General features: G+C 23.6%; 22 protein-coding genes. 12 read left to right on the top strand and 10 right to left on the bottom strand.

The features are described 5' to 3' along the window. Positions 1-13 precede the first annotated feature (13 nt). Genes DDW03_RS02405 through DDW03_RS02395 form a run of 3 tightly spaced genes read left to right on the top strand, consistent with a single transcriptional unit; the run spans position 14 to position 3838 of the window. Entirely contained in the window at positions 14-295 is a 282-nt protein-coding gene (locus DDW03_RS02405) for an RpoL/Rpb11 RNA polymerase subunit family protein (RefSeq protein WP_228615469.1), read from the top strand. Then, positions 282-2084, top strand: a complete 1803-nt coding sequence (locus tag DDW03_RS02400) for a PINc/VapC family ATPase (RefSeq protein ID WP_228615468.1) — start codon at positions 282-284, stop codon at positions 2082-2084. The genes DDW03_RS02405 and DDW03_RS02400 overlap by 14 nt, the downstream gene beginning before the upstream one ends. Next, positions 2081-3838: a ribosome biogenesis/translation initiation ATPase RLI gene (locus DDW03_RS02395; RefSeq protein WP_228615467.1), complete on the top strand. Its 1758-nt coding sequence runs from the start codon at positions 2081-2083 to the stop codon at positions 3836-3838. Before DDW03_RS02400 ends, DDW03_RS02395 begins: the two co-directional genes overlap by 4 nt. 1 nt (position 3839) lies before the next feature. Here the strand turns inward: DDW03_RS02395 and DDW03_RS02390 are convergent, their stop codons facing one another. The 3 genes from DDW03_RS02390 to DDW03_RS02380 form a co-directional block, all read right to left on the bottom strand. Further along, positions 3840-3995, bottom strand: coding sequence for a DUF5679 domain-containing protein (locus tag DDW03_RS02390; RefSeq protein ID WP_004577992.1), 156 nt, complete (start codon positions 3993-3995; stop codon positions 3840-3842). Between the two features lie 93 nt (positions 3996-4088). After that, positions 4089-5099 carry an NFACT family protein gene (locus DDW03_RS02385; RefSeq protein ID WP_228615466.1) on the bottom strand — a complete coding sequence of 337 codons (1011 nt, stop codon included), beginning with the start codon at positions 5097-5099 and terminating at the stop codon, positions 4089-4091. Positions 5100-5103: 4 nt separating this feature from the next. Next, on the bottom strand, positions 5104-6831 hold the full coding sequence (locus DDW03_RS02380) for a methyltransferase domain-containing protein (protein WP_228615465.1): 1728 nt from the start codon (positions 6829-6831) through the stop codon (positions 5104-5106). Between the two features lie 106 nt (positions 6832-6937). Between DDW03_RS02380 and DDW03_RS02375 the strand changes: the two genes are divergently transcribed. From DDW03_RS02375 to DDW03_RS02345, 8 genes are all read left to right on the top strand, one after another. Beyond that, positions 6938-8017 carry a hypothetical protein gene (locus DDW03_RS02375; protein WP_228615464.1) on the top strand — a complete coding sequence of 360 codons (1080 nt, stop codon included), beginning with the start codon at positions 6938-6940 and terminating at the stop codon, positions 8015-8017. After that, on the top strand, positions 8017-9795 hold the full coding sequence (gene topA, locus DDW03_RS02370; RefSeq protein ID WP_228615463.1) for a DNA topoisomerase I: 1779 nt from the start codon (positions 8017-8019) through the stop codon (positions 9793-9795). The genes DDW03_RS02375 and topA overlap by 1 nt, the downstream gene beginning before the upstream one ends. A gap of 38 nt (positions 9796-9833) precedes the next feature. After that, positions 9834-10235 (top strand): DUF4234 domain-containing protein, encoded by a 402-nt coding sequence (locus DDW03_RS02365; RefSeq protein ID WP_228615462.1) that lies wholly within the window; start codon positions 9834-9836, stop codon positions 10233-10235. Positions 10236-10372: 137 nt separating this feature from the next. Next, on the top strand, positions 10373-10636 hold the full coding sequence (locus DDW03_RS02360) for an AbrB/MazE/SpoVT family DNA-binding domain-containing protein (RefSeq protein ID WP_228615461.1): 264 nt from the start codon (positions 10373-10375) through the stop codon (positions 10634-10636). Then, positions 10618-10752, top strand: a complete 135-nt coding sequence (locus DDW03_RS02770; RefSeq protein ID WP_269140742.1) for a PIN domain-containing protein — start codon at positions 10618-10620, stop codon at positions 10750-10752. Before DDW03_RS02360 ends, DDW03_RS02770 begins: the two co-directional genes overlap by 19 nt. A gap of 9 nt (positions 10753-10761) precedes the next feature. Continuing rightward, positions 10762-11028 (top strand): PIN domain-containing protein, encoded by a 267-nt coding sequence (locus DDW03_RS02355; protein WP_320412276.1) that lies wholly within the window; start codon positions 10762-10764, stop codon positions 11026-11028. A 123-nt stretch (positions 11029-11151) separates the two neighbouring features. Continuing rightward, positions 11152-12417: an ATP-binding protein gene (locus tag DDW03_RS02350; RefSeq protein WP_228615460.1), complete on the top strand. Its 1266-nt coding sequence runs from the start codon at positions 11152-11154 to the stop codon at positions 12415-12417. 531 nt (positions 12418-12948) lie between these two features. Beyond that, on the top strand, positions 12949-13443 hold the full coding sequence (locus tag DDW03_RS02345; protein ID WP_228615459.1) for a phosphatase PAP2 family protein: 495 nt from the start codon (positions 12949-12951) through the stop codon (positions 13441-13443). 35 nt (positions 13444-13478) lie between these two features. Here the strand turns inward: DDW03_RS02345 and DDW03_RS02340 are convergent, their stop codons facing one another. Next, entirely contained in the window at positions 13479-13997 is a 519-nt protein-coding gene (locus DDW03_RS02340) for a hypothetical protein (protein ID WP_228615458.1), read from the bottom strand. A 241-nt stretch (positions 13998-14238) separates the two neighbouring features. Next, a complete protein-coding gene (locus DDW03_RS02335; RefSeq protein WP_228615457.1) occupies positions 14239-14862 on the bottom strand; it encodes a type I 3-dehydroquinate dehydratase in 624 nt (207 codons plus the stop codon). A gap of 238 nt (positions 14863-15100) precedes the next feature. Here DDW03_RS02335 and DDW03_RS02330 point away from each other — a divergent pair, with 238 nt between their 5' ends. Further along, complete coding sequence (locus DDW03_RS02330; RefSeq protein WP_228615456.1) at positions 15101-16081, top strand: hypothetical protein; 981 nt, start codon at positions 15101-15103, stop codon at positions 16079-16081. A 22-nt stretch (positions 16082-16103) separates the two neighbouring features. Here the strand turns inward: DDW03_RS02330 and tmk are convergent, their stop codons facing one another. From tmk to DDW03_RS02305, 5 genes are all read right to left on the bottom strand, one after another. Beyond that, entirely contained in the window at positions 16104-16712 is a 609-nt protein-coding gene (gene tmk, locus DDW03_RS02325; RefSeq protein WP_228615455.1) for a dTMP kinase, read from the bottom strand. A 22-nt stretch (positions 16713-16734) separates the two neighbouring features. Continuing rightward, a complete protein-coding gene (locus DDW03_RS02320; protein ID WP_228615454.1) occupies positions 16735-18588 on the bottom strand; it encodes a beta-CASP ribonuclease aCPSF1 in 1854 nt (617 codons plus the stop codon). Between the two features lie 45 nt (positions 18589-18633). Next, complete coding sequence (locus DDW03_RS02315) at positions 18634-19251, bottom strand: Ntn hydrolase family protein (RefSeq protein WP_228615453.1); 618 nt, start codon at positions 19249-19251, stop codon at positions 18634-18636. A gap of 30 nt (positions 19252-19281) precedes the next feature. Next, entirely contained in the window at positions 19282-19875 is a 594-nt protein-coding gene (locus tag DDW03_RS02310; RefSeq protein WP_228615452.1) for a TBP family protein, read from the bottom strand. 23 nt (positions 19876-19898) lie between these two features. Further along, positions 19899-20352: DUF5915 domain-containing protein (locus tag DDW03_RS02305; RefSeq protein WP_228615451.1), on the bottom strand; the 454-nt coding region annotated here is incomplete at its 5' end.

Raw genomic sequence — 20352 nt, 5'->3', positions numbered from 1 at the left:
TAATATAATAGAAATGAAAATAAATAAGGAAAGTGAAACAGAAATGGAAATAATATTTGAAAATGATAAGGCAACAATATCTATGTTATTAAAGGAAGAGTTAGATAAAGATCCAAATGTAATAATTGCTGCCTGGAAGGAAAATCACCCATTAATAAAAGATATTTATTTATATATAAAGACTGATGGAAAGAGAAAACCAAGGGAAGTATTAATAGATGCAATAAAGAGGGCTCTAGATAGGTTAAATAGTTTTGAGAAAGAATATAATAAAATAATTAATGAAATTAAATAAAATAACATTAGATACATCAGTAGTGATTGATGAATATATATCAAAATCTTTATTAAATAATAGTATTTCTTTTAATGAAGTAATAATACCTGTACCAGTAATTGATGAATTACAAGCACAGGCAAACAAAGGTCTTGAAAAAGGATTGATTGGTTTAAAGGAATTGCAAAAAATTAGAGAATTGTCAGAAAAATATAATTATAAAGTAACAATATTAGGTGAAAAGCCAACATTAGAACAAATAAAATTGGCAAAGCATGGATATATAGATTACTTAATTATTAAAATTGCAAGAGATACAGGATCTACATTATTAACATCTGATAAGATATTATATGAAACTGCTAAAGTATATAATGTTGATTGTTTATTAATTGAAAAGGAGGATGTTTCAACGGAAAATCCACCTTTTTTAGATCTATTTACTGATGATACAATATCTGTTCATATTATTGAAAATACAAAAGTAAAAAGAAAAAGGGGAAAACCTGGAGAATGGTATTTGGAAGAAGTAGATAAAGTATATGGAAATAAAGATATGGAAGATTTAATTGATAAAATAATATATATTGCTAGAAATAGAAGGGATTCATTTATAGAAGAAGAAAGAAAAAATAGTTTAATTATTCAGTTAGGAATTTTTAGAATTGTAATTGTGAAACCACCATTATCTGACGCATATGAAATAACAATTGTTAAACCATCAAAAATATTAAGGATAGAAGATTATAATTTGAATGAAAGAATACTTGAAAGATTAAAAGAAAAATCCGAGGGAATTATAATTGTTGGAAAACCTGGTTCTGGAAAAACAACATTTGCTCAAGCTTTAGCAGAATATTATTTAAGTATGAAAAAGATTGTTAAAACTGTGGAATCTCCAAGAGATTTAATATTATCTCCAGATATTGTTCAATATTCAAAAAATTATTCTACGGATGAGGAAATACATAATATATTATTATTATCAAGACCAGATTATGTAATATTTGATGAAATGAGAGATACTAGAGACTTTAAATTATATATAGATTTAAGACTAGCAGGGATTGGAATGATTGGTGTCGCGCATGCTGAAAGGCCAATAGATATTGTTCATAGGTTATTATCAAGGACTGAACTTGGTTTGATTCCTCAAATAATTGATACAATAATATATATAAATAAAGGACAAATAGAAAAGGTATATTATTTAAATCTAACTGTTAAAATTCCACATGGTTTAAAGGAAGAAGATTTGGCAAGACCTGTTGTTGAAGTAAGAGATTTTCTAACAAACGATTTAGAATATGAAATATATACTTTTGGAGAAGAGATAATGGTTGTTCCAATTAAAAAATATAGACTAAAATCTGGAATTCAAAGATTTTTAGAAGATCTATTAAATATAGAATATAAAAGAAAATATAATAATATTTATTTAGAAGTTTTGGATGATAGGATAATATTTTATATTCCAAAAGAACTTAAAAGAAAATTTATTAGGAATGAAAAAAGATATTTAATGAGTATAAGGGATAAATATAATTTAAGAATTGAAATAAAAAATGCTGAAAAATTAAATGAAATTATAAATTTTGATTATGAAATATCCAAAGATTATCTTACAATAATGTTTAATAATTTATTTAGAAAAAGAGAAGTAGAACTATATATAAATGGGGAATTAATTGGAAAATTTAAGATAAATAAAAAGGGAAAAATTGTTTTGGATCTAAATTCTGAGATAGGAAAAGAAATATTAGAAGCCATAAATAATAAAAGTAAAATAGAATTTAAATTAGTATGAAAAGAATCGCTGTAATTGATAGGGATAGATGTAAGGCTCCTGAAAAATGTGATTATATGTGTATGAAAGTATGTCCTGTTCAAAAAAATAATTTAAAAATATTTAATATTTTACAAGATAAAAAACCATCTATCGATGAGTCTTTATGTATTGGATGTGGAATATGTGTAAAAAAATGTCCATTTAATGCAATAATTATTATAAATTTAACAAAAGAACCTGATGAAAGACCCGTATTTCAATATGGTCCAAATACATTTAGATTGTATAGATTACCAATAATTAAGGAAGGAAAAGTTATTGGAATAATTGGAAGAAATGGAATGGGAAAAAGTACAGCAATAAATATAATAGCTGGTTTATTAAAGCCAAATTTTGGTGATTTTAGTAAAAAATATGATGATAAAGAAATTATAAAAGAATTTAGAGGTACAGAACTTCAATCATATTTTGAAAAATTATACAGTAATAAAGTAATAATTTCATATAAACCTCAAAATATTACTCAAATAAAAAATATGTTAAAGGATAAAACAGTTAGAGAATTATTATCAAAAGTTATAAATAATTTAGATGAAATATCAAAGAAATTTGAAATAGAAAATATATTGGATAGAAAAATTGGAGATCTATCTGGAGGAGAATTTCAGAAAGTATTATATATATTTTCAGTATATAAGGAACATAATTTATTGTTAATTGATGAAGTTACAAATTATTTAGATATATATGAAAGATTGAGAATATTAAATAATTTAAATGAAATAAAGGAAAAAGATACGATATTAATAATAGATCATGATTTATTATTTTTAGATTCAATTTCTGATATAATACATGTTGTTTATGGTATACAAAAGGCATATGGTGCTTTTTCATATCCTGTTGGAGCAAAAGAAGGTATAAATGATTATTTGAATGGATTTATAAAGAGAGAAAATTTAAAGATAAGGGACAAACCGATAAGGTTGGATGTAAAAAGTTATACTGATGTAAAATTTGGAAAAAAGATTGTTGAATGGGAAAATGTCATAGTAAATTTAGATAACTTTAAACTTGAAGTAAATCCTGGATATATAAGGGAAAATGAAATAATAGGGGTATTGGGAAGAAATGGGGTTGGAAAAAGTACTTTTGTAAAAGCCTTAGCTGGAGAAATAAAATATGAGGGAAATATATCAAAGAATATAACAATATCATATAAACCACAATTTTACGATTTTTCCAATTATAATATAACTGTAGATCAATTTTTGAAAAGTTTTAATGAAAAATATAAGGAAGATTATAAAGAATATTTATCAATGTTAAATATTTCTGATTTATTAGATAGAGAGGTTAATACACTATCTGGAGGAGAATTACAGGCAGTATATACATTTGGTACATTGATAAAAGATGCAGATTTATATTTAATAGATGAACCATTTGCAAATTTAGATATAGAACAAAGATTGGTTTTATCAAAATTTATAAGAGATATAATAAAAATTAGGGGAAAAGCTTGTCTAGTTGTAGATCATGATTTAATATTTTTGAACTGGATTTCTGATAGGATTTTAGTATTTATAGGAGAACCTGGTAAATATGGAAAAGCTTTAGGTATATATGAAAATAAGGAAGGATTAAATATATTTTTAAAACAATTAAATATAACAATGAGAACTGATGAAGAAACAAAAAGACCAAGAATTAATAAACAAAATAGTAGATTAGATCTTATACAAAAACAAAAAGGAATATATTTTGAATAACCTATTCAGACTTAACAAATACGTATACTGTTCCCTTACAATATGGACATGTTCCCTTTATTGCTGTTCTTCCATTCTTTAATGTAATCTTTTGTGGATTCTGTACTGGTACCTTTTTCTTACATCTGACGCAGTATGCCATATATTGTTCTGCCATTAATAATTCTTACCGAAAAAATTTATATATTTATTGGGTAAATATATAAATTTTAAAAGAAGAAATTTTATAAAAAATAAAAGAAAAAAGAATTTATTTATTCTCTAAATATTTATCATCTATATTAACAATTAAATATTTATTATCCCTTTTAATATCTATATTAATATTAAGTTCTCTAAAATTTTTTATTATACTATTTTCATCATAGTCTTTGAATATCCATGAATATATGTTTAAAAATTCACCAATTTTCTCTAATTTATTAATTTCCTTATTAATTTCTTCCAAATACCTTTTCTGTTCCTCAATTATTCTTTTTATTTTTTCTTTTTCTTCATTTAATTTTCTTATCCTTTTATTTTCCCTACTATTTAAATAAAGATTTATGAAATATTTATTAATATCCCCAATAATATTTCCACTTTCATCTATTAATATCTTTAAGTTTACTATTTCATTATAAATATTATATATTTTTTCTATTTCTTCTTTATTTAATTCTTTTGGACTTTTATTTTTTTCAATATTTGCTTTTTTTACTATATATTCAGAATATTTTCCTCCCAAAGATAAATCTACTGCTAAAAATCTTACAACATCCTTTTTATTTGTATTATTTACCTTTTCAAAAAATTCATTTATATTATTTATAATATTTACGGAACCTGGTGGTTTTGTATATTTTTCATTTCTAAATATCTTTCTTACTCCAAAGTTCTTATATTGGTTTGCATATAAAATTATATCATTATAATCAGTTACAATTAACAACCCATTTGGAAAAAGCTCTACATATAACTTTTTTTCATTATTTTTTATTATTATAATTTTATCACTATTATCAATTTCAATATTTATTTTTGTTTCATTAAAATCTTTCCTTAATTTTAGTGTAAAATTATTTATTTCTTCCCTTTCTTTAACATTATATAGAAAAATAATTTTTCCCGGGATTATATATAAAAATCTATTTTCCAAACCAGGCTTATATAATTCAAAAACAACTCCATCTTCAATATTATATATATTTTTTACTATTGAATTATTTATTTTTTCAGCATTATCATTATACCATTTCTTTAATTCGAAATAATTTATCATTATATTAAATTTTCTTACCTATTAATATATATTTAGTATACAATCTTTTATGAGATTTTATTAAGAAAGTCTTTATATTATGGTATTCAAGTAATTCTCTGATTTTTTTAATTTCATCTTCTATATCTTTTATTTCTAGAAAGCTTGCATAAGTTATTGATATTAAATACCCATTATTTTTCAATGTTCTATATATATTTTTTACAAATTTATGTTTATCTATAATGAATTTTAATGTTTCATATATAAGTATTAAATCAATGTTATTATAGAAGATTTTTGGAATTTCATCTTTTTTTGCAATATATACAAAGAAATTTTTCATATTTTTTGTTCTTTTTTGTAATTTTCTTACAATTTTTTGAGATATATCTAGGGCATAAACTTTTACATTATATTTTTTTGCTATATTTATGGATATATCCCCAAGAAAAGGGCCAAAATCTAATATTTTATATCCATCTTTTACATAATATTCAACTATTTTTATGTCTTCTTTATATCTTACTTTTCTAATTAAATATGGGATAAAATATAATTTAGAAAAGTAGAATTTTATAATTTTTGTATTTTTCTTCCACGTTATATATAATGTTAATATTAGTATAATAATAGATATTGAAAAAGATAGTATAATTGAATATATATCACTTAGAAAATCATATAATAAAAGGTAAGATAAAGCAGTCATTGAAAAAACAGCAATAAATATTTTTATCAATCTCCATTTATGTAAATTTTTTCCCTCCACTTTAATCTTTATATAAGACATTATATATAGTACGTATATAATAATTGTAAAGGATGAGAAAAAAGATAATAAATAATTAAAATTATTTAAAAACAAGAAGGTTAAAATAATAAAAGAGGATAGAAATATATTAAAAATTGGAGAATCCCTATTATTTTTTATTCTAAAGAAATATGGTAATAATTTATTTTCTGATATATTTTCCAATATTTTATTTGCAGTATAAAACCATATATATGTAGAATATATACTAATTGGTAAAAATATTAAAATAATTATATTGCTAATATTTTCTGTTTTAATATTTAACAGACTTACATATAATAATATAGAAATTATTGATAGAAGTATTGTCCCATAAAAAGTAGCGTTTCCAGTTTTTCTATTGTTTGAATAATTAGAATAGTATGTAAATATATCTAGACCAGAAAATATTGTTATATTATATTCTATTGTAAATAAAAATGGATTTATCGAATTGTATTGAATATTCATATTTATTGGAAATATAAAAAGCAAAATTAAAATGATAAGAGATATAATAGAAGTATATGAAATAATTTCCTGTATTTTACTTTCAATATCTATGTTAAATAGATTAAGTAATATAAAATTAAATATTAATATATATGGTATTAAGAATAAAAATGGATTTATAATTTCGAAATAATTATTTATCAATAGTAATTCGGAAGAAATAAAAGATATTATTGATAAGTAATAAAAGAATCCAAAGATTGGTAATAAATATTTAGATAATTTAGATATATAGTAAAAAACACCCATTGGATTCGGATCTCTTGTAATTGAATCTCTAAATAAATATGACAATAAAATAAATGCTATAATGATTGGAATTGAAGATATTAAAAAATATTGAATACTTATATATTGAGTATTCACTAATAATATAAGAAAAGGTATTTCGGGAACTATAACAGATGATAAGAATAATATTATATAGTAATATAGCCTTTTCATTTATATAATGACTACATTGATAAATATAGGAATAAATAAGTCGGAAATATGAAATTTATAATAAATATTTGGTATCATATATAAGTAGTAAAAATAATATATATCAATGACTATAGGTATATCCTATAGCTTAGTTCAGGTTGCTAGAGAATCAAATATAGAGAATGATATATTCTATAAAAAATATAGATTTTTAGATAATAGAAGAAATAATATAAATTTAGATAATAAATCAGATTTAGATAAATTAATAGAACTTTCAACATTACAATATAATGTAAAAAATGTTAGACTATCTTATTTATCATCATATGTAGAAAATTCAGATGGAAAAATAGATAAAAATAAATTAAAAAATATTTTATATTTATTAGAAAGATATAAAGATCAGGGAATTGATGTACTTTTGGTATTATTACATTTTACATATCCGAGAAATTGGGTAAGTATTTTTGATAAAGATTTTCTTAAGTATTTTATAAATCATATAGAAAATGTAAAAGAAATATTTGGCTATGTAAAACATATATGTCCTGTAAATGAGCCAATAAATACTTATTTTATGAATGTTCTAATAAATCCAAGTGGAATTTTTTATCTAAATAGATTTTTAGAAAATGTAGAAGAAATACAAGGATATATTTACGATGAATTCAAAAGAGAAAAGATAATACATTTTAATGTTTATTCTCTTTATTCAGAAAATATAGGAATAACACTTAATAATTTGCTAAAATCTTTTGAAAATCAAATTAAAAAATTGAGGAATTATTATAATGTATTAGACATAAATTATTATGGAACTTTTGGATTTAATTTGTATGGAAAAAATTATCTTGGAAGTAAATTACTAAGGATAATAAATGCATATAATCCAAAAGATATTCAGAATGTAATATTTCATTATAAAAAATTATCTGGAGTTGATAATATTTGGATAACAGAAACAGGTCTATATGCTAAAAATTATGAAGAAGAAAAAACCAGATATAAATATATTGAAGAGACAATAAAATATACAAAAAAGATTTCTTCAGATATTCCAGTATTTATTTGGACATTTGGAGATATTGTAAATGAATGGGGAAAGGAACATGGGGGAGGATTTGGTATTTGTTATGATGGAAATAATATTAAAAAGAAAATATGCGAAAATTATATAGAATTATTTAAGAAATATAATTAATGCTAATAATTGCGGAAAAACCTTCTGTAGCTAGAAAAATTTCATCATTTTTATCAAATAATAAGTATAAAAAAATAAAATTTTCAAAAAATATATATTATTATTATTTTAATTTGGAAGGAAAAAATGTATACGTTGTCCCTTCAATTGGTCATTTATTTACATTATCAGATTTAGATAAAAAATATGAATATCCAACATTCAATTATAGATGGGTTCCATCATATTTTGAAGATAGAATTATTGCAAAGAAATATTATATTGAAATGTTCAGTAAATTTAAAAATGAAAATAATATAATAATCGCAACAGATTATGATATAGAAGGAGAATTAATAGGTTATAACATTTTAAGATATGTATTAAATAAAGAAAATGCAGATAGAATGATATTTTCTGCAATAACATATAAAGATATTGTAAGAGCTTTTAATAATAGGAAAGAAAGTTTAAATTTTGGATATATATATGCTGGAGAGACAAGGCATATAATTGATTGGTTGTATGGTATAAATTTATCTAGAGCATTAACAAAGTCTTTATTTTATTATACTAGAAAATTTGTTTTGAGCATTGGAAGGGTCCAGGGTCCAACATTAATGTTAGTATTTAATAGAGAAAAAGAAATTGAAAATTTTAAACCAGAAGAATATTATAAAGTTGAAGCTTTGGTTATAAAGGATGATAAAAAGTTGAAATTTTCATATATAAAAGATAAAATAAAGGATAAAGATGAAGCAAACAAAATAAAAAATAATTTGGGAAAATACTTAATTATTAGTAATGTAGATAAAAAAGAGGAAAAAATAAACCCTCCACATCCATATAATTTAACAGATATACAGATGGATGCATATAAATATTATAAAATTAGTCCAAAAAGAACTTTAGATATTTTACAATCTTTATATGAAAAGGGTTATGTATCTTATCCAAGAACATCTTCCCAAAGATTACCAGAAACAATTAACTTTAAAGAAATATTATCAAATTTATCATTAATAAATTCTTATAAGAAATATATTGTTCTTTTATTGGAAAAACAAATTTTAAAACCAAACAATGGATCTAAGGATGATGTACATCCAGCAATACATCCTACAGGAAATATTCCAGAATATTTAGAATATAAGGAAAAATTAATTTATGATTTGGTAGTTAGGAGATTTATTGCTACATTTTATGATCCTGCAATTATATATAAAATAAATGTTATTACAAAAGAAAATTTTGTTTATGATTATTATGATATAAAATATAAGGGATGGTTGGATATTTATTGGGAAAAATATAAGGATAATTTTGTTTCTTTAAAATTTAATGTAGGAGAAAAATTGTTTATAGATAAGGTTTATATATCAAAGAAAAAAACAAAACCACCAGCAAGATATAATAAAGCATCCCTAGTTAAAAAAATGGAAGAATTGAATCTAGGAACAAAAAGCACAAGGGCGGATATTGTTGAAATATTATTTAAGAGAAAATACGTAGAAGGTAAATCAATAAAAATCACCGAATTGGGTAAAAAAATTGTTGAAATATTTGAGAGATATTATCCAGATATTTTAGATATAAACTTTACAAGAAAAATGGAAGAAAATTTGGAAAAATTAGAAAGCAAACCAGATATAAGTTTAAAGGAAAAAATAATTGAAGAAAATATTGAAATAATAAAAGATTTGTCTAAAGTTATGAAGGAAAATGAGAAAAAGATTGGTGAAGAGTTGTATAATTTTATTAAAGATTATTTAAATATAAAAAAATATAAAAACAATTAGAAAAAAGATTTATAAATAATAGTAGAAAATAAAATTAAATGGCGCTAAAGGAAAGAAATATACTTCTTGTTTATATATTAGGTTTTGTAACATTAGGGATATACTTTTTATATTGGATGTATAAGACAAAAAATGAATTGAATGAATTGGGCGCAAATATACCGTCGTTTATACTATATTTTATACCAATAGTAAATATATATTGGCTATATAGATATACAGAAGGATGGGCTTATGTTACTAAAAAAGATAATGCAGTAATATACTTTATACTATTCTTGCTTGTAGGAATAATTATGCCATATTTAGTCCAAAGGGATTTAAATGAAATAGCGAGAAATTATGGTAGACAACAAATGATGAGACAGGGCATGCCACAACAACAATATCCAGGATATCCAAATTATCAGGGGGGTCAGGGAGGTCAATTTAGAATGTAATTTTTAGTTTGCCAATTATTTATTTTTAAATATTTTAAAAAATCAAATTATTACAATTAATTTAAGTTGAAATAGATAAATAAAGAGAATATTGTATTAATATAAAATTTATAGGCAAGAGTATATATTAATATAGTATGAAAGTAAAAGTTACTAGAAATTATCAAATAACTATACCAGCAAAAATTAGGAAAAAATTAAATATAAAAGAGGGTCAATATTTAATAGTAGAAGAAGATGAAAAAAATAATGCTATAATTATTAAACCAATAGAATGGGTGAAATTAAGATTAGGTAAAAAATTAACTCAAGAAGATATAAATAAAGCTATAGAAAAATATGATAAAGATATTGTTGAAGAAGAATATCCAGAAATAAAAAGATGGAAAAAGAAAGAATAGTTATTGATACAAATGTTTTAGTTAGAGCCACATTTGAAGATTATGAAGACCATCAGAAAAATATCAACATATTGACTAGTTATGATATTATATTGCCAGAAGTAGTTATTTATTAATTTCTAGGGATTTTAATAGAATATATATATGATATTGATACCATTTATAGAGTAATAAATAACTTAGAATTATTTGAAATAGAAAGCATAAAAATTAAAGATGTTAAGGAAGCTTTAAAGATGATAAAGGAAAATAATAAAAAATTAAGTAAGAGTAATTTAAATGATTTTATTTTATTATCAATTGTTAAAAGATTGAATTGTCCATTTATTACTTACGATGAAGATTTGAAAAAAATAGCTAAAAAATACAATATAAAAATTTTGGAACTATGATTGAATTTTGTATAATTCATGAAACAAAATCTGTAGATATTGTTTTATATATGAAACAAAATCTTGAATATTTGGTATAGTAACTATACCATTTTTATAAAAATTTGGTATAATAATAATGACATGTATAATGAAAGTCTTATAGTAGAATATTTCGAAAGAATAAGAGAAAGAAAAATAAATTATATTGAAAGAGAATTAAATATAAAAAATATAGAAAATAAAGCTATATCTATTGTTGGTCCTAGGAGATCTGGAAAAACATATTTATTATTAAATAAATATTTATCAAATAAGGATAATTCAATATATATTAATTTTGAAAGCATAGAATTCTCAAATATTAAGCCAGAAGAAATTTTAAATATAATATCTTTATACGAATCCAAATATAATGTAAAAATAAATACAATATTTTTAGATGAAATACAAAATTTAGAAAATTGGAATAAATTGGTAAGAACATTAATTGATAGAGGGTACAATATATATTTAACAGGTTCTTCTTCAAGATTATTACCAAAAGAATTATTAACCGAATTAAGGGGTAGAACAATATACTATATTTTATTACCATTTTCTTTCAGGGAATTTTTAAAAACAAGGATAAAAGTTTCTAAAATATTGAGTATAAGTGATATAGAAAAGATAAAAGAATATTTAAGAGAATATATAAAATTTGGAGGATATCCGGAAGTAATTTTCATAGAAGATAAAGAAAGAATAATTAAAGAATATTATGAAACAATTTTTTATAAAGATTTCATAGAAAGGGGGAAAATCAAAAGTCTTAATGTTGCAAGAATTATTTTTGAATATTTAATGCAGAACTTTTCTAATGAAATAAGCATAAATAGAATAAAAAGATTCATAGAAAATCAGCTTAATATAAATACAAAAAATACCATATTTTCATACATGGATAAAATACAGGATACAATGTCTATATTTTTTATAGAAAAATATTCTGACAAATTTTTTGAAAGAAAAAGATGGCCAAGAAAAGTTTATCTATGCGATGTCTCTTTTGCAAATTTGTTTGGTAAATATGATATAGGAAAAAGGATGGAAAATATAGTTTATTTAGATTTGTTAAGATTAGTTAATAATGATCCTTTAATTGAAATATATTATTTTAAAGATTACCAACAACATGAAGTAGATTTTCTAATAAAAGAAAATGATATAATAAAAGAATTAATTCAGGTTTCTTATATAAATAATTTAGATGAAATAGATAGAAGAGAAATAAGATCATTAATTAAAGCATCCAATTTATTAAATTGTAATAATCTAAAAATTATTACATGGGATTTAGAAGATAAAATAATTGAAGATAATAAAGAAATAAAATTAATACCTTTATGGAAATGGTTATTAAATAGGTAAAAATTTTCTATAACTTTTGTATTTTGCCTTTAAGATAATTATAATTTGCATTATTTTTTTAGAAGAACAGGCAACCGGGTATTTTTACTTAATCTTTTTCTAATCATTTATAATATATTTGGTATAGTAACTATACCATTTTTATAAAAATTTGGTATAATAAGTATCCTATTTTGAATATATAAAAAGTGTAATATAATCTCTGAATAGTTGTTCCATCCTTGGAATTTAGTTTTTCATAGGTAAATACTAATATAAATGTTTCTTATTAATATAAGCAAATCCTTATAAATTGAATATAAAAAGTCTTATATATTTAACTAATTTAAAATTTATAAATTTCAAAGTAGTATATAATTAGACCTTTTTCAAAATTTGAATCTTATGTGCCTTATATATACTACTTTGAAATTTATAAATTTTAAATATAGATGATGCTTATAAAGCATGAATCTTTATTATGTTCAAATTCTTATTGAAATACAATCATAATAAAGAATATTAAAAAATTTCAATTCATATAGAAGTTTTATGATAAATGGCCAAATATTATTTAATAAAATGTTTATGATTGATTATAAAATATCTGAATTTTTTTATAAAAAATTAATGGATAGATTAGATATTGTTTATACAATTGATGCAATATCATATTTAATAAATATATCTTTCATTTCATATATATTATTTTTTATAAATTTTAGTTATATTTTTCTTTTTATTATATCTACTACAATAACTTATTTGTTAAAATTAATATTTAATAGAAAAAGACCCTATTATTTCTTTGACAAAAGATTTGCAGTATTAGTTTATGAGAATCATTCTTTCCCAAGCGAACATACTATTATTGCAATCTTATCTTTCATAATAACCGGAAATATATTATTATTGATAACTCCAATATTAAGAATTATTACTTTAAAACATTGGTTATCAGATGCAATATTTACTATAATTTTGTCTTTTGTTTTTTACTATTTTTTCAGTTCAATAATTAATTTTTATGGATTATTTATTCATTGATAAATATATTAAAATAAATAAGATTGTAAAATCTACTAAAAGTTAGATTTTAGATACATCTTTTTTATAAAGGAAACCACTGTTTCCGGGTCTACAACTCTATCTATATCAATATATTCTCCATTTTTCATTATAAATCTAACTAGGCCAAATGTATATGTAAGAAATTCTCCCGTAGTAGATAAAATAGTACGTGTTGATCTACCAGTTTCAGTCCATGTCCTGATTATAAATACATCACTTATGTCACTCCATGTGAAAATCATCTTATTGTTTTTCCATACTCCACTTTTGTTATACCAGTATATTGTTGATAGAATTCCATATTTTCCAACTGATAGAATATCTGCAGGTTCTGGAGGTATTATTGATTTTATTCTTTTTATTTCATAAATTAGGAATATACCTATTAAAATAGATATTACACTTAATACTGTATTTCCTAGTGCTATAAAAGGAATGGCAGAAATAAAAGATAGAAAGACCATAAATACTAAAACTGGTATGATTATTCTTGCTCTCTTTTTTACGATGTCTGTATCCATATATTTCATTTTTCTTCTATATCTAAAAAATTTTTCTGTTTTAACTTTGAACTCTATAGGAATTAGTCATAAAGCCACCTTAAGTAAAATTGAGTCTTACCATATACTTAAGGTGAAATAAAGGCAAACTTTACAAGTTATAAAAGTTATAATTCCTTCTTTCAATTTAGAAAATATTTTAATGGAAATTTCGGGAATTACGATTCTTTTCTTACCCCTGAAGAATGAGAGTTCTTCAAGATCTTAGGTGTTAGCGTAGTCCTAGACAGGACAAGATTTCTTTAACCTTTTTGTAACTCATTTGCCCTGGGGCTGTTTCTAAACCCTTATCGAGGCTTGCATAAATAAGTTCTGATCCTAGTATAGCGAAGGCTATCCTTTCAATTGGGTCCGATCCCATGGGCATGATAGCGAAACCTTTTCTGGCGAAGTGAGCTAGAAGTTCTTTGTAACCTTCTCTTGCGGTCACTGCCAGTTTCTTTATCCAGGCCTCCTCGAAACTCTTGAAGATTTCCTCCACTTCCTTTATACTAGGAACTCTGTCGAAGAAATGAGCAGATACTATTTTCCCTTCGAATGGGATATCTTTTCTCTTCCTCAAGAACCTGGCTTCTACATCGTAAAGCACCCCCATGTCATGAAGTTTCTTGTAAAGTGAAGCCTTCCAATCTTCATCCACCTCCTTGATTCCCCCTTCACTGGGATCTCTTACAGTTACAATAACTCTATCCTTTATATCATCGATTAAGGATGGGTCGAAGTCTTCTGGTCTCCTCAGGTAGTCCAGTCTGAGCTCTACTAGATCAGAATCTAGAGCAGAAACTAATTTTATATCTTTTAGACTCCTCACCGACAGGGTAATGACTAGTTTCATCATAGTGAGATTAAGTAGTTTGATGCAAATAATATGTTTGCTAAGGTTAAGAAGGAAACCGAAAGTCCTCTTATACTGAAAGGCAATGCTTTTTGCTCCATTAACTCCATGTTTATAATTTTATTTAAATATTTTTATGGACAGTATACTAAACAAATAATAATTATGTGATAAGAATTTATTACCAAGATATAACGAAGATCGCGACCTTTATAAAATTTTTATACACAAAAATATTATGATATCAGATAACATACAACAAAAATTTCAAGGAGGGCATAAAGGCGGACTTGAGGAAATATTACAGGAGGATGATATATTACAGTTGGCAGGTAGTTTAGGAGAAGAAAGGATAGAATATCTTAAGAAATTTGTAGAGTATTTATCAGACGCAGTGACACGCTATATAATGGATGGGTTTGTGATACCACCTAAAAAAGTTTCAGTAAAAGAAACTGGAGAAACCATTATGTATTTGGAGGGAATTTCAACTTCAAAAATACCAATACTAACAGTAAGAGGAGACGCGTTTAAAGGAGTTGTAGGCGTTATATATGGTTATGGAGGTGTAGCAATTATTAAAGATAATAAATTAGAATTAAAATTAGCTAGGAGAAGAGCCTCAGTAGGAAGAGAGTATAGTGTTATAGCAATGATGACAAGTAGGTATGAAATTCAAAAGACTGGCTTATATGATTTAAGAAAATTATCAAAAATGAATGTAATGTTACCTCTTGCTATTTGGCTTTTAGATGGAGAATTGGATGTAAAAGACGTCGGTGAAATAAAAGAAATAGACATAGAATACAATATGTCAACTGGTGACCTTAAGATTGAATTATGTGGAGTCGATATTAGGGAGGTCCTTGAGGGTAGAAGGAATACATATATAAATATGCTACATTCACTTATATATAGTTATCAAGATTCTGCAGGAATGAAGTGTATTAAAATGGAAGGTAAAACTGAACAGGATGTAATATGGTTGAATACAGAGTATTTTATAAAAAAAGAAATTAAGGAAGATGAAAAGCATATTATAAAAGAAAAGTATATTATGGATCGTAACACATACATCTTTAAAAAAGAAAAAATTCCTGAAGATCTTAATACTATATTGAGTGAAAAAACATTGAAGCTAAGATATGATTTAAAAGAGCATTTAGAAGAGCAGATGGAAAAAGAAATAAGCAAAATGTTTTCTGATAGAAATGAATAGTAATAAAGCTATTAAAAATTTATTATTTTTCTATTATACTTAATATTTTTTTCAATATTTCTTCAGGTTTTTCTTCTCCATCAATATAAATTATATTATCTTCTGGAAATATTTCCTTTAATTTTAAGAAATTTTCCCTTACTTTTCTCAAAAATTCAATATTTTCATAACTTGTAATATTTTTACCCCTTGAATTTACTCTTTCTACCGCAATTTTTGGATCAACATCTAATATAAAAGTAATATCTGGTCTAATTATATATTTTGATACACATTTTAACCATTCAATATCTATTCCTTCATATAAAATTTGATAAGAAAATGTGGAATAAATACTTCTATCAGAAATAACAATATAATCATCATTTAAATATTTCTTTAAATCAATGTTTTTTATACTTCTATCAGCAGTAAATAATAATGCTAATAAATATCCATAATCTAAATTTTTTTCATGTTCTTTTAAAATTATTTCTTTTATTTTTTTGGATAAATCATTATCATATGGTTCTTTCACTAATATTATCTTATCATATCTTTTAGATAATTCATTATATAACAAATTTGCAATTGTTGTTTTTCCAGAACCGTCAATTCCCTCAATTGCAATATATCTATATTTTTTAATCATTTATTTTTCTTTTAAAAAAATTTTATAATCTAATTATATCACCATTCTTTGGTGCATAAGAATATATTCCAAATTTTCTATATATTTTTGATGCTAGTTCATATGGTTTTGGTATTTCTCCATGTATTGTAATAACCTGTTTTGGTTTTGGTCTTAAATATTTAATAAAAGATATTGATTCAAAGTGATCTGCATGACCAGAAAAACCTTCATATTTATTTACCTTCATTTTTATATTTATTTTTCTATCATTCAATACAATTTCCCTTTGTCCATCCAATATTGTTCTACCTAAAGTACCTTGTGCTTGATATGAAACAAAAGCTAATAAATTCTTTTCATCTTCTGCAGCATAACTAAAATAATCTAATATAGGACCACCCTGCATCATACCAGATGTTGCAATTATTATTGAAGGTTCTTTTGATGTTATAATTTGTTCTCTTTCCTTTTTACTTGCCCTTATTACATTTTCTCTTTCAAATGGATTTTTTCCAGATTCTATCTTTTCTCTAATTTCTTTACTTAAAAATTCAGGATATGCTGTGTGAATCATTGATGTTTCCCATACAATTCCCTCTAAATATATATTTACTTCTGGTAATATTTTATTTTCAATTGCATTTAGTAATGTTAATAAAACATCCTGCCCCCTTCCAACTGCCAATACTGGTATTAATACTTTTCCACCCTTTTCAATTGTTTCCTTTATATCATGAATAAATAATGCTTCAGTTTCTTCTCTTGATGGGTGTTTGTCATTAAATCCACCATATGTACTTTCAATTATTAATGTTTCCAATCTTTGATATATTGTATTTGGTCTTTCTAATAAGGGCATTTTATTAAATCTATAATCTCCGGTATATAATACATTATGTTTTCCTTCAATATTAATATGAACCATTGAAGATCCTATTATATGATTTGCATTGTGTAATGATATTTTTATATCACCAGTTATATCAGTTACTTCAGAATAATTTAATGTAATAGAATGTTTTAAAAATAATTTAATTTCTTTTGATGTAAATATTGGATTTTTACTTTGTTTATTACTTACTTTTAAATAATCTAATAAAACCAAAGCTGCGATATCTCTTGTTGGTTCTGTTAAATATACAGGACCCCTCCATCCAATTCTAAATAAATATGGGATAAATCCAACGTGATCTAAATGGGCATGTGAAATGATTACAGCATCTAGATTTTGTATATCAAATTCAGGAATATTTAATATTGGATATCTATCTTCTGAATAATTTCCCGCACCTAGACCACAATCTAATAAAATATTACTTTCTTTTGTTTGTAATAAAAATGAAGATCTTCCAACCTCTCTTCCAGCACCTAAAAAGACAATTCTATAATGATCTAATCTCTGTGGTTTTCTTTCCAATATTTTTTCTCCAACCTTATTTAAAAATTCAGATTTATATAAAGAATTTTTGTGTAAATATGCTCTAATAACATTTATTATTTTTGAAGATTTTAATGGTGCTCTCTGTATTATAATATTACATAATGTTTCTTCTCTTAATTTGTTAATTAAATTTAAATCAATTTTTTCAGGTTCATATGTCTCAATATATAATGTAGATCTATGTTTTTCAAGATATATATCTTTTATTTTTATTCCATTTAATATTTCTTTTGCTTTTTCCTTAATATATTCTTCTCCTTTTAATAATTTTGGATTTACCCTTATTTCAATCCTTTTTTTATACTTCTGTGCCAGATTTTTTCCTATCTCAATTCCTTTTATAAATAGATCTACATTATTTACATATATAACTATCTTTGGGCCTTCAAATATTATCCTATTTATATCCTTTGATTGGAATTCCTTTAATAATTCTTCCTTAATATTCATCATAAATAATGTAAATACCTTTTATAATTGATTATAAAATTTAAAAAATTATTTTTTCTGTAATTCTTCCTTTACTTCATAAAGTTCTTTTTTCAATCCTTCCTTTGTTAATGTCCATATTTCAATACCATATCCAGATCCCAAATCCCTTTTTATAGCAGCTAATATTGCTTTCTTTGCTAATTCTTTTGCTTCTTCTTCATCCATATTTTCTTTATATTCTGTTTCTAATACACCTAAAGCAAACATCATTCCAGAACCTGTAGATACAAAGTTATCAAATTTTTCTAATCCTCCAGCCTCATCTATTTCATATATATTGTAATCATCATTATCTTTTCCAACAATTATAACTTCTGTAAAGAATGGGAACCATTTATAATAGTTCATTAATGTTGATAGAAAATTCGCAGCTTCTTCTGCAGTTGGTTCATTTTTTGATCTTAAATACTTTAATTTTAAATTTGCTTGTAATATTTTTACTAAAGCTTGAATATCACCAACCAAACCCGCAGCACCCATCAATATATTATCAGTAATTTGATGTAATTTTTGTACTTTTTTATGATATACCATCATTCCTGCTGTTGCCTGTTTATCAGATGCAATTAATACTCCGTCCTTAAATTTTATTGCAACAATTGTTGTTCCAGATGATTCCGTCATAGTTCTATTATAATGAAATATATTTATAAGCTATTTTTTTACATATTTTTTTATTACTTTTTCCTGGAATGAATTCAATACATAATCTACGTGTTTTTTAATCTCATCAAAACTATTAAATTCACCTTTCAATCCAGGACATACAAATTTTCCATTTTTAAATACATTAAATTTTACTCTATAATTTTCTGATACATCAAATACAACAGTAACAGCTGGAAAAGCTTCTGGATTGTATTGGGAATCTGGTATCTCATCTGCCAATCTTACTATATCTATATTATCATAATCGAATTTTCCATTTACAACAATATTCTGTACCTTTATTTTATAATTTTTTGGAAGTTCTATATCAATCTGTTTAAATAATTCTCTTAATTTTTCTGCGACGTATTCTATATCTTCTAATCTTTTTATTCCAGATATATTTATTGTTCCGCTGTTAAATACTAATGCTTTAACATTTTCTTCTTTACTTCCACCCTCTTTTAGTGGTATAATTAATCCAGGAAATGTTTCTGGATCATATTGAGCATAAGGAATTAGATTTGCAATTTTGTCTAATGGTAACTTCACATTAAAATATATAGTAACCACAGCATTGGAAATCTCCCATGTAACCATTTTTTAATAAATTTAATAAAAACTTATAAAATATTTAGCCTATAAAATATGCTCATTTCATATATTCTTTCTACATTATTTAGACCGTCATTAGAGTCCTTTATTATTATTATGGTGTCGGTATCCTTTTCTAGGGTATCCTTATATTTTTTTATTATATTTAATAGCTTTTCATCAGCGTATATTTCTATATTTGCCTTCTGACCTTTTCTTAATTTGTTTTCTTTTCTTATGTCTTGCAATCTTCTTCTTATTTCTCTGTACAACCATTCTTCTTCCAATTCTGGATAATATTTAATATCAAATCCTATTTTTATAATTCCATAATTAGTTTGTGCAGTTACAAAATCCTTTTCTACATCATCGATCTTTATTTCTTTTACATTCAAGTAATCTTTTAATAATTCAACAATATCATTATTATTTAGTATTTCAAATAAAATACCCCCATCATCTTTATATAAATATAATGTTTTC

The organism is Candidatus Nanobsidianus stetteri (genome assembly GCF_003086415.1).
Lineage (GTDB): Archaea > Nanobdellota > Nanobdellia > Nanobdellales > Nanobdellaceae > Nanobdella > Nanobdella stetteri_A.
Note: the sequence above shows the minus strand (reverse complement) of the source record. Positions and strands in the feature narration are given on the sequence as shown.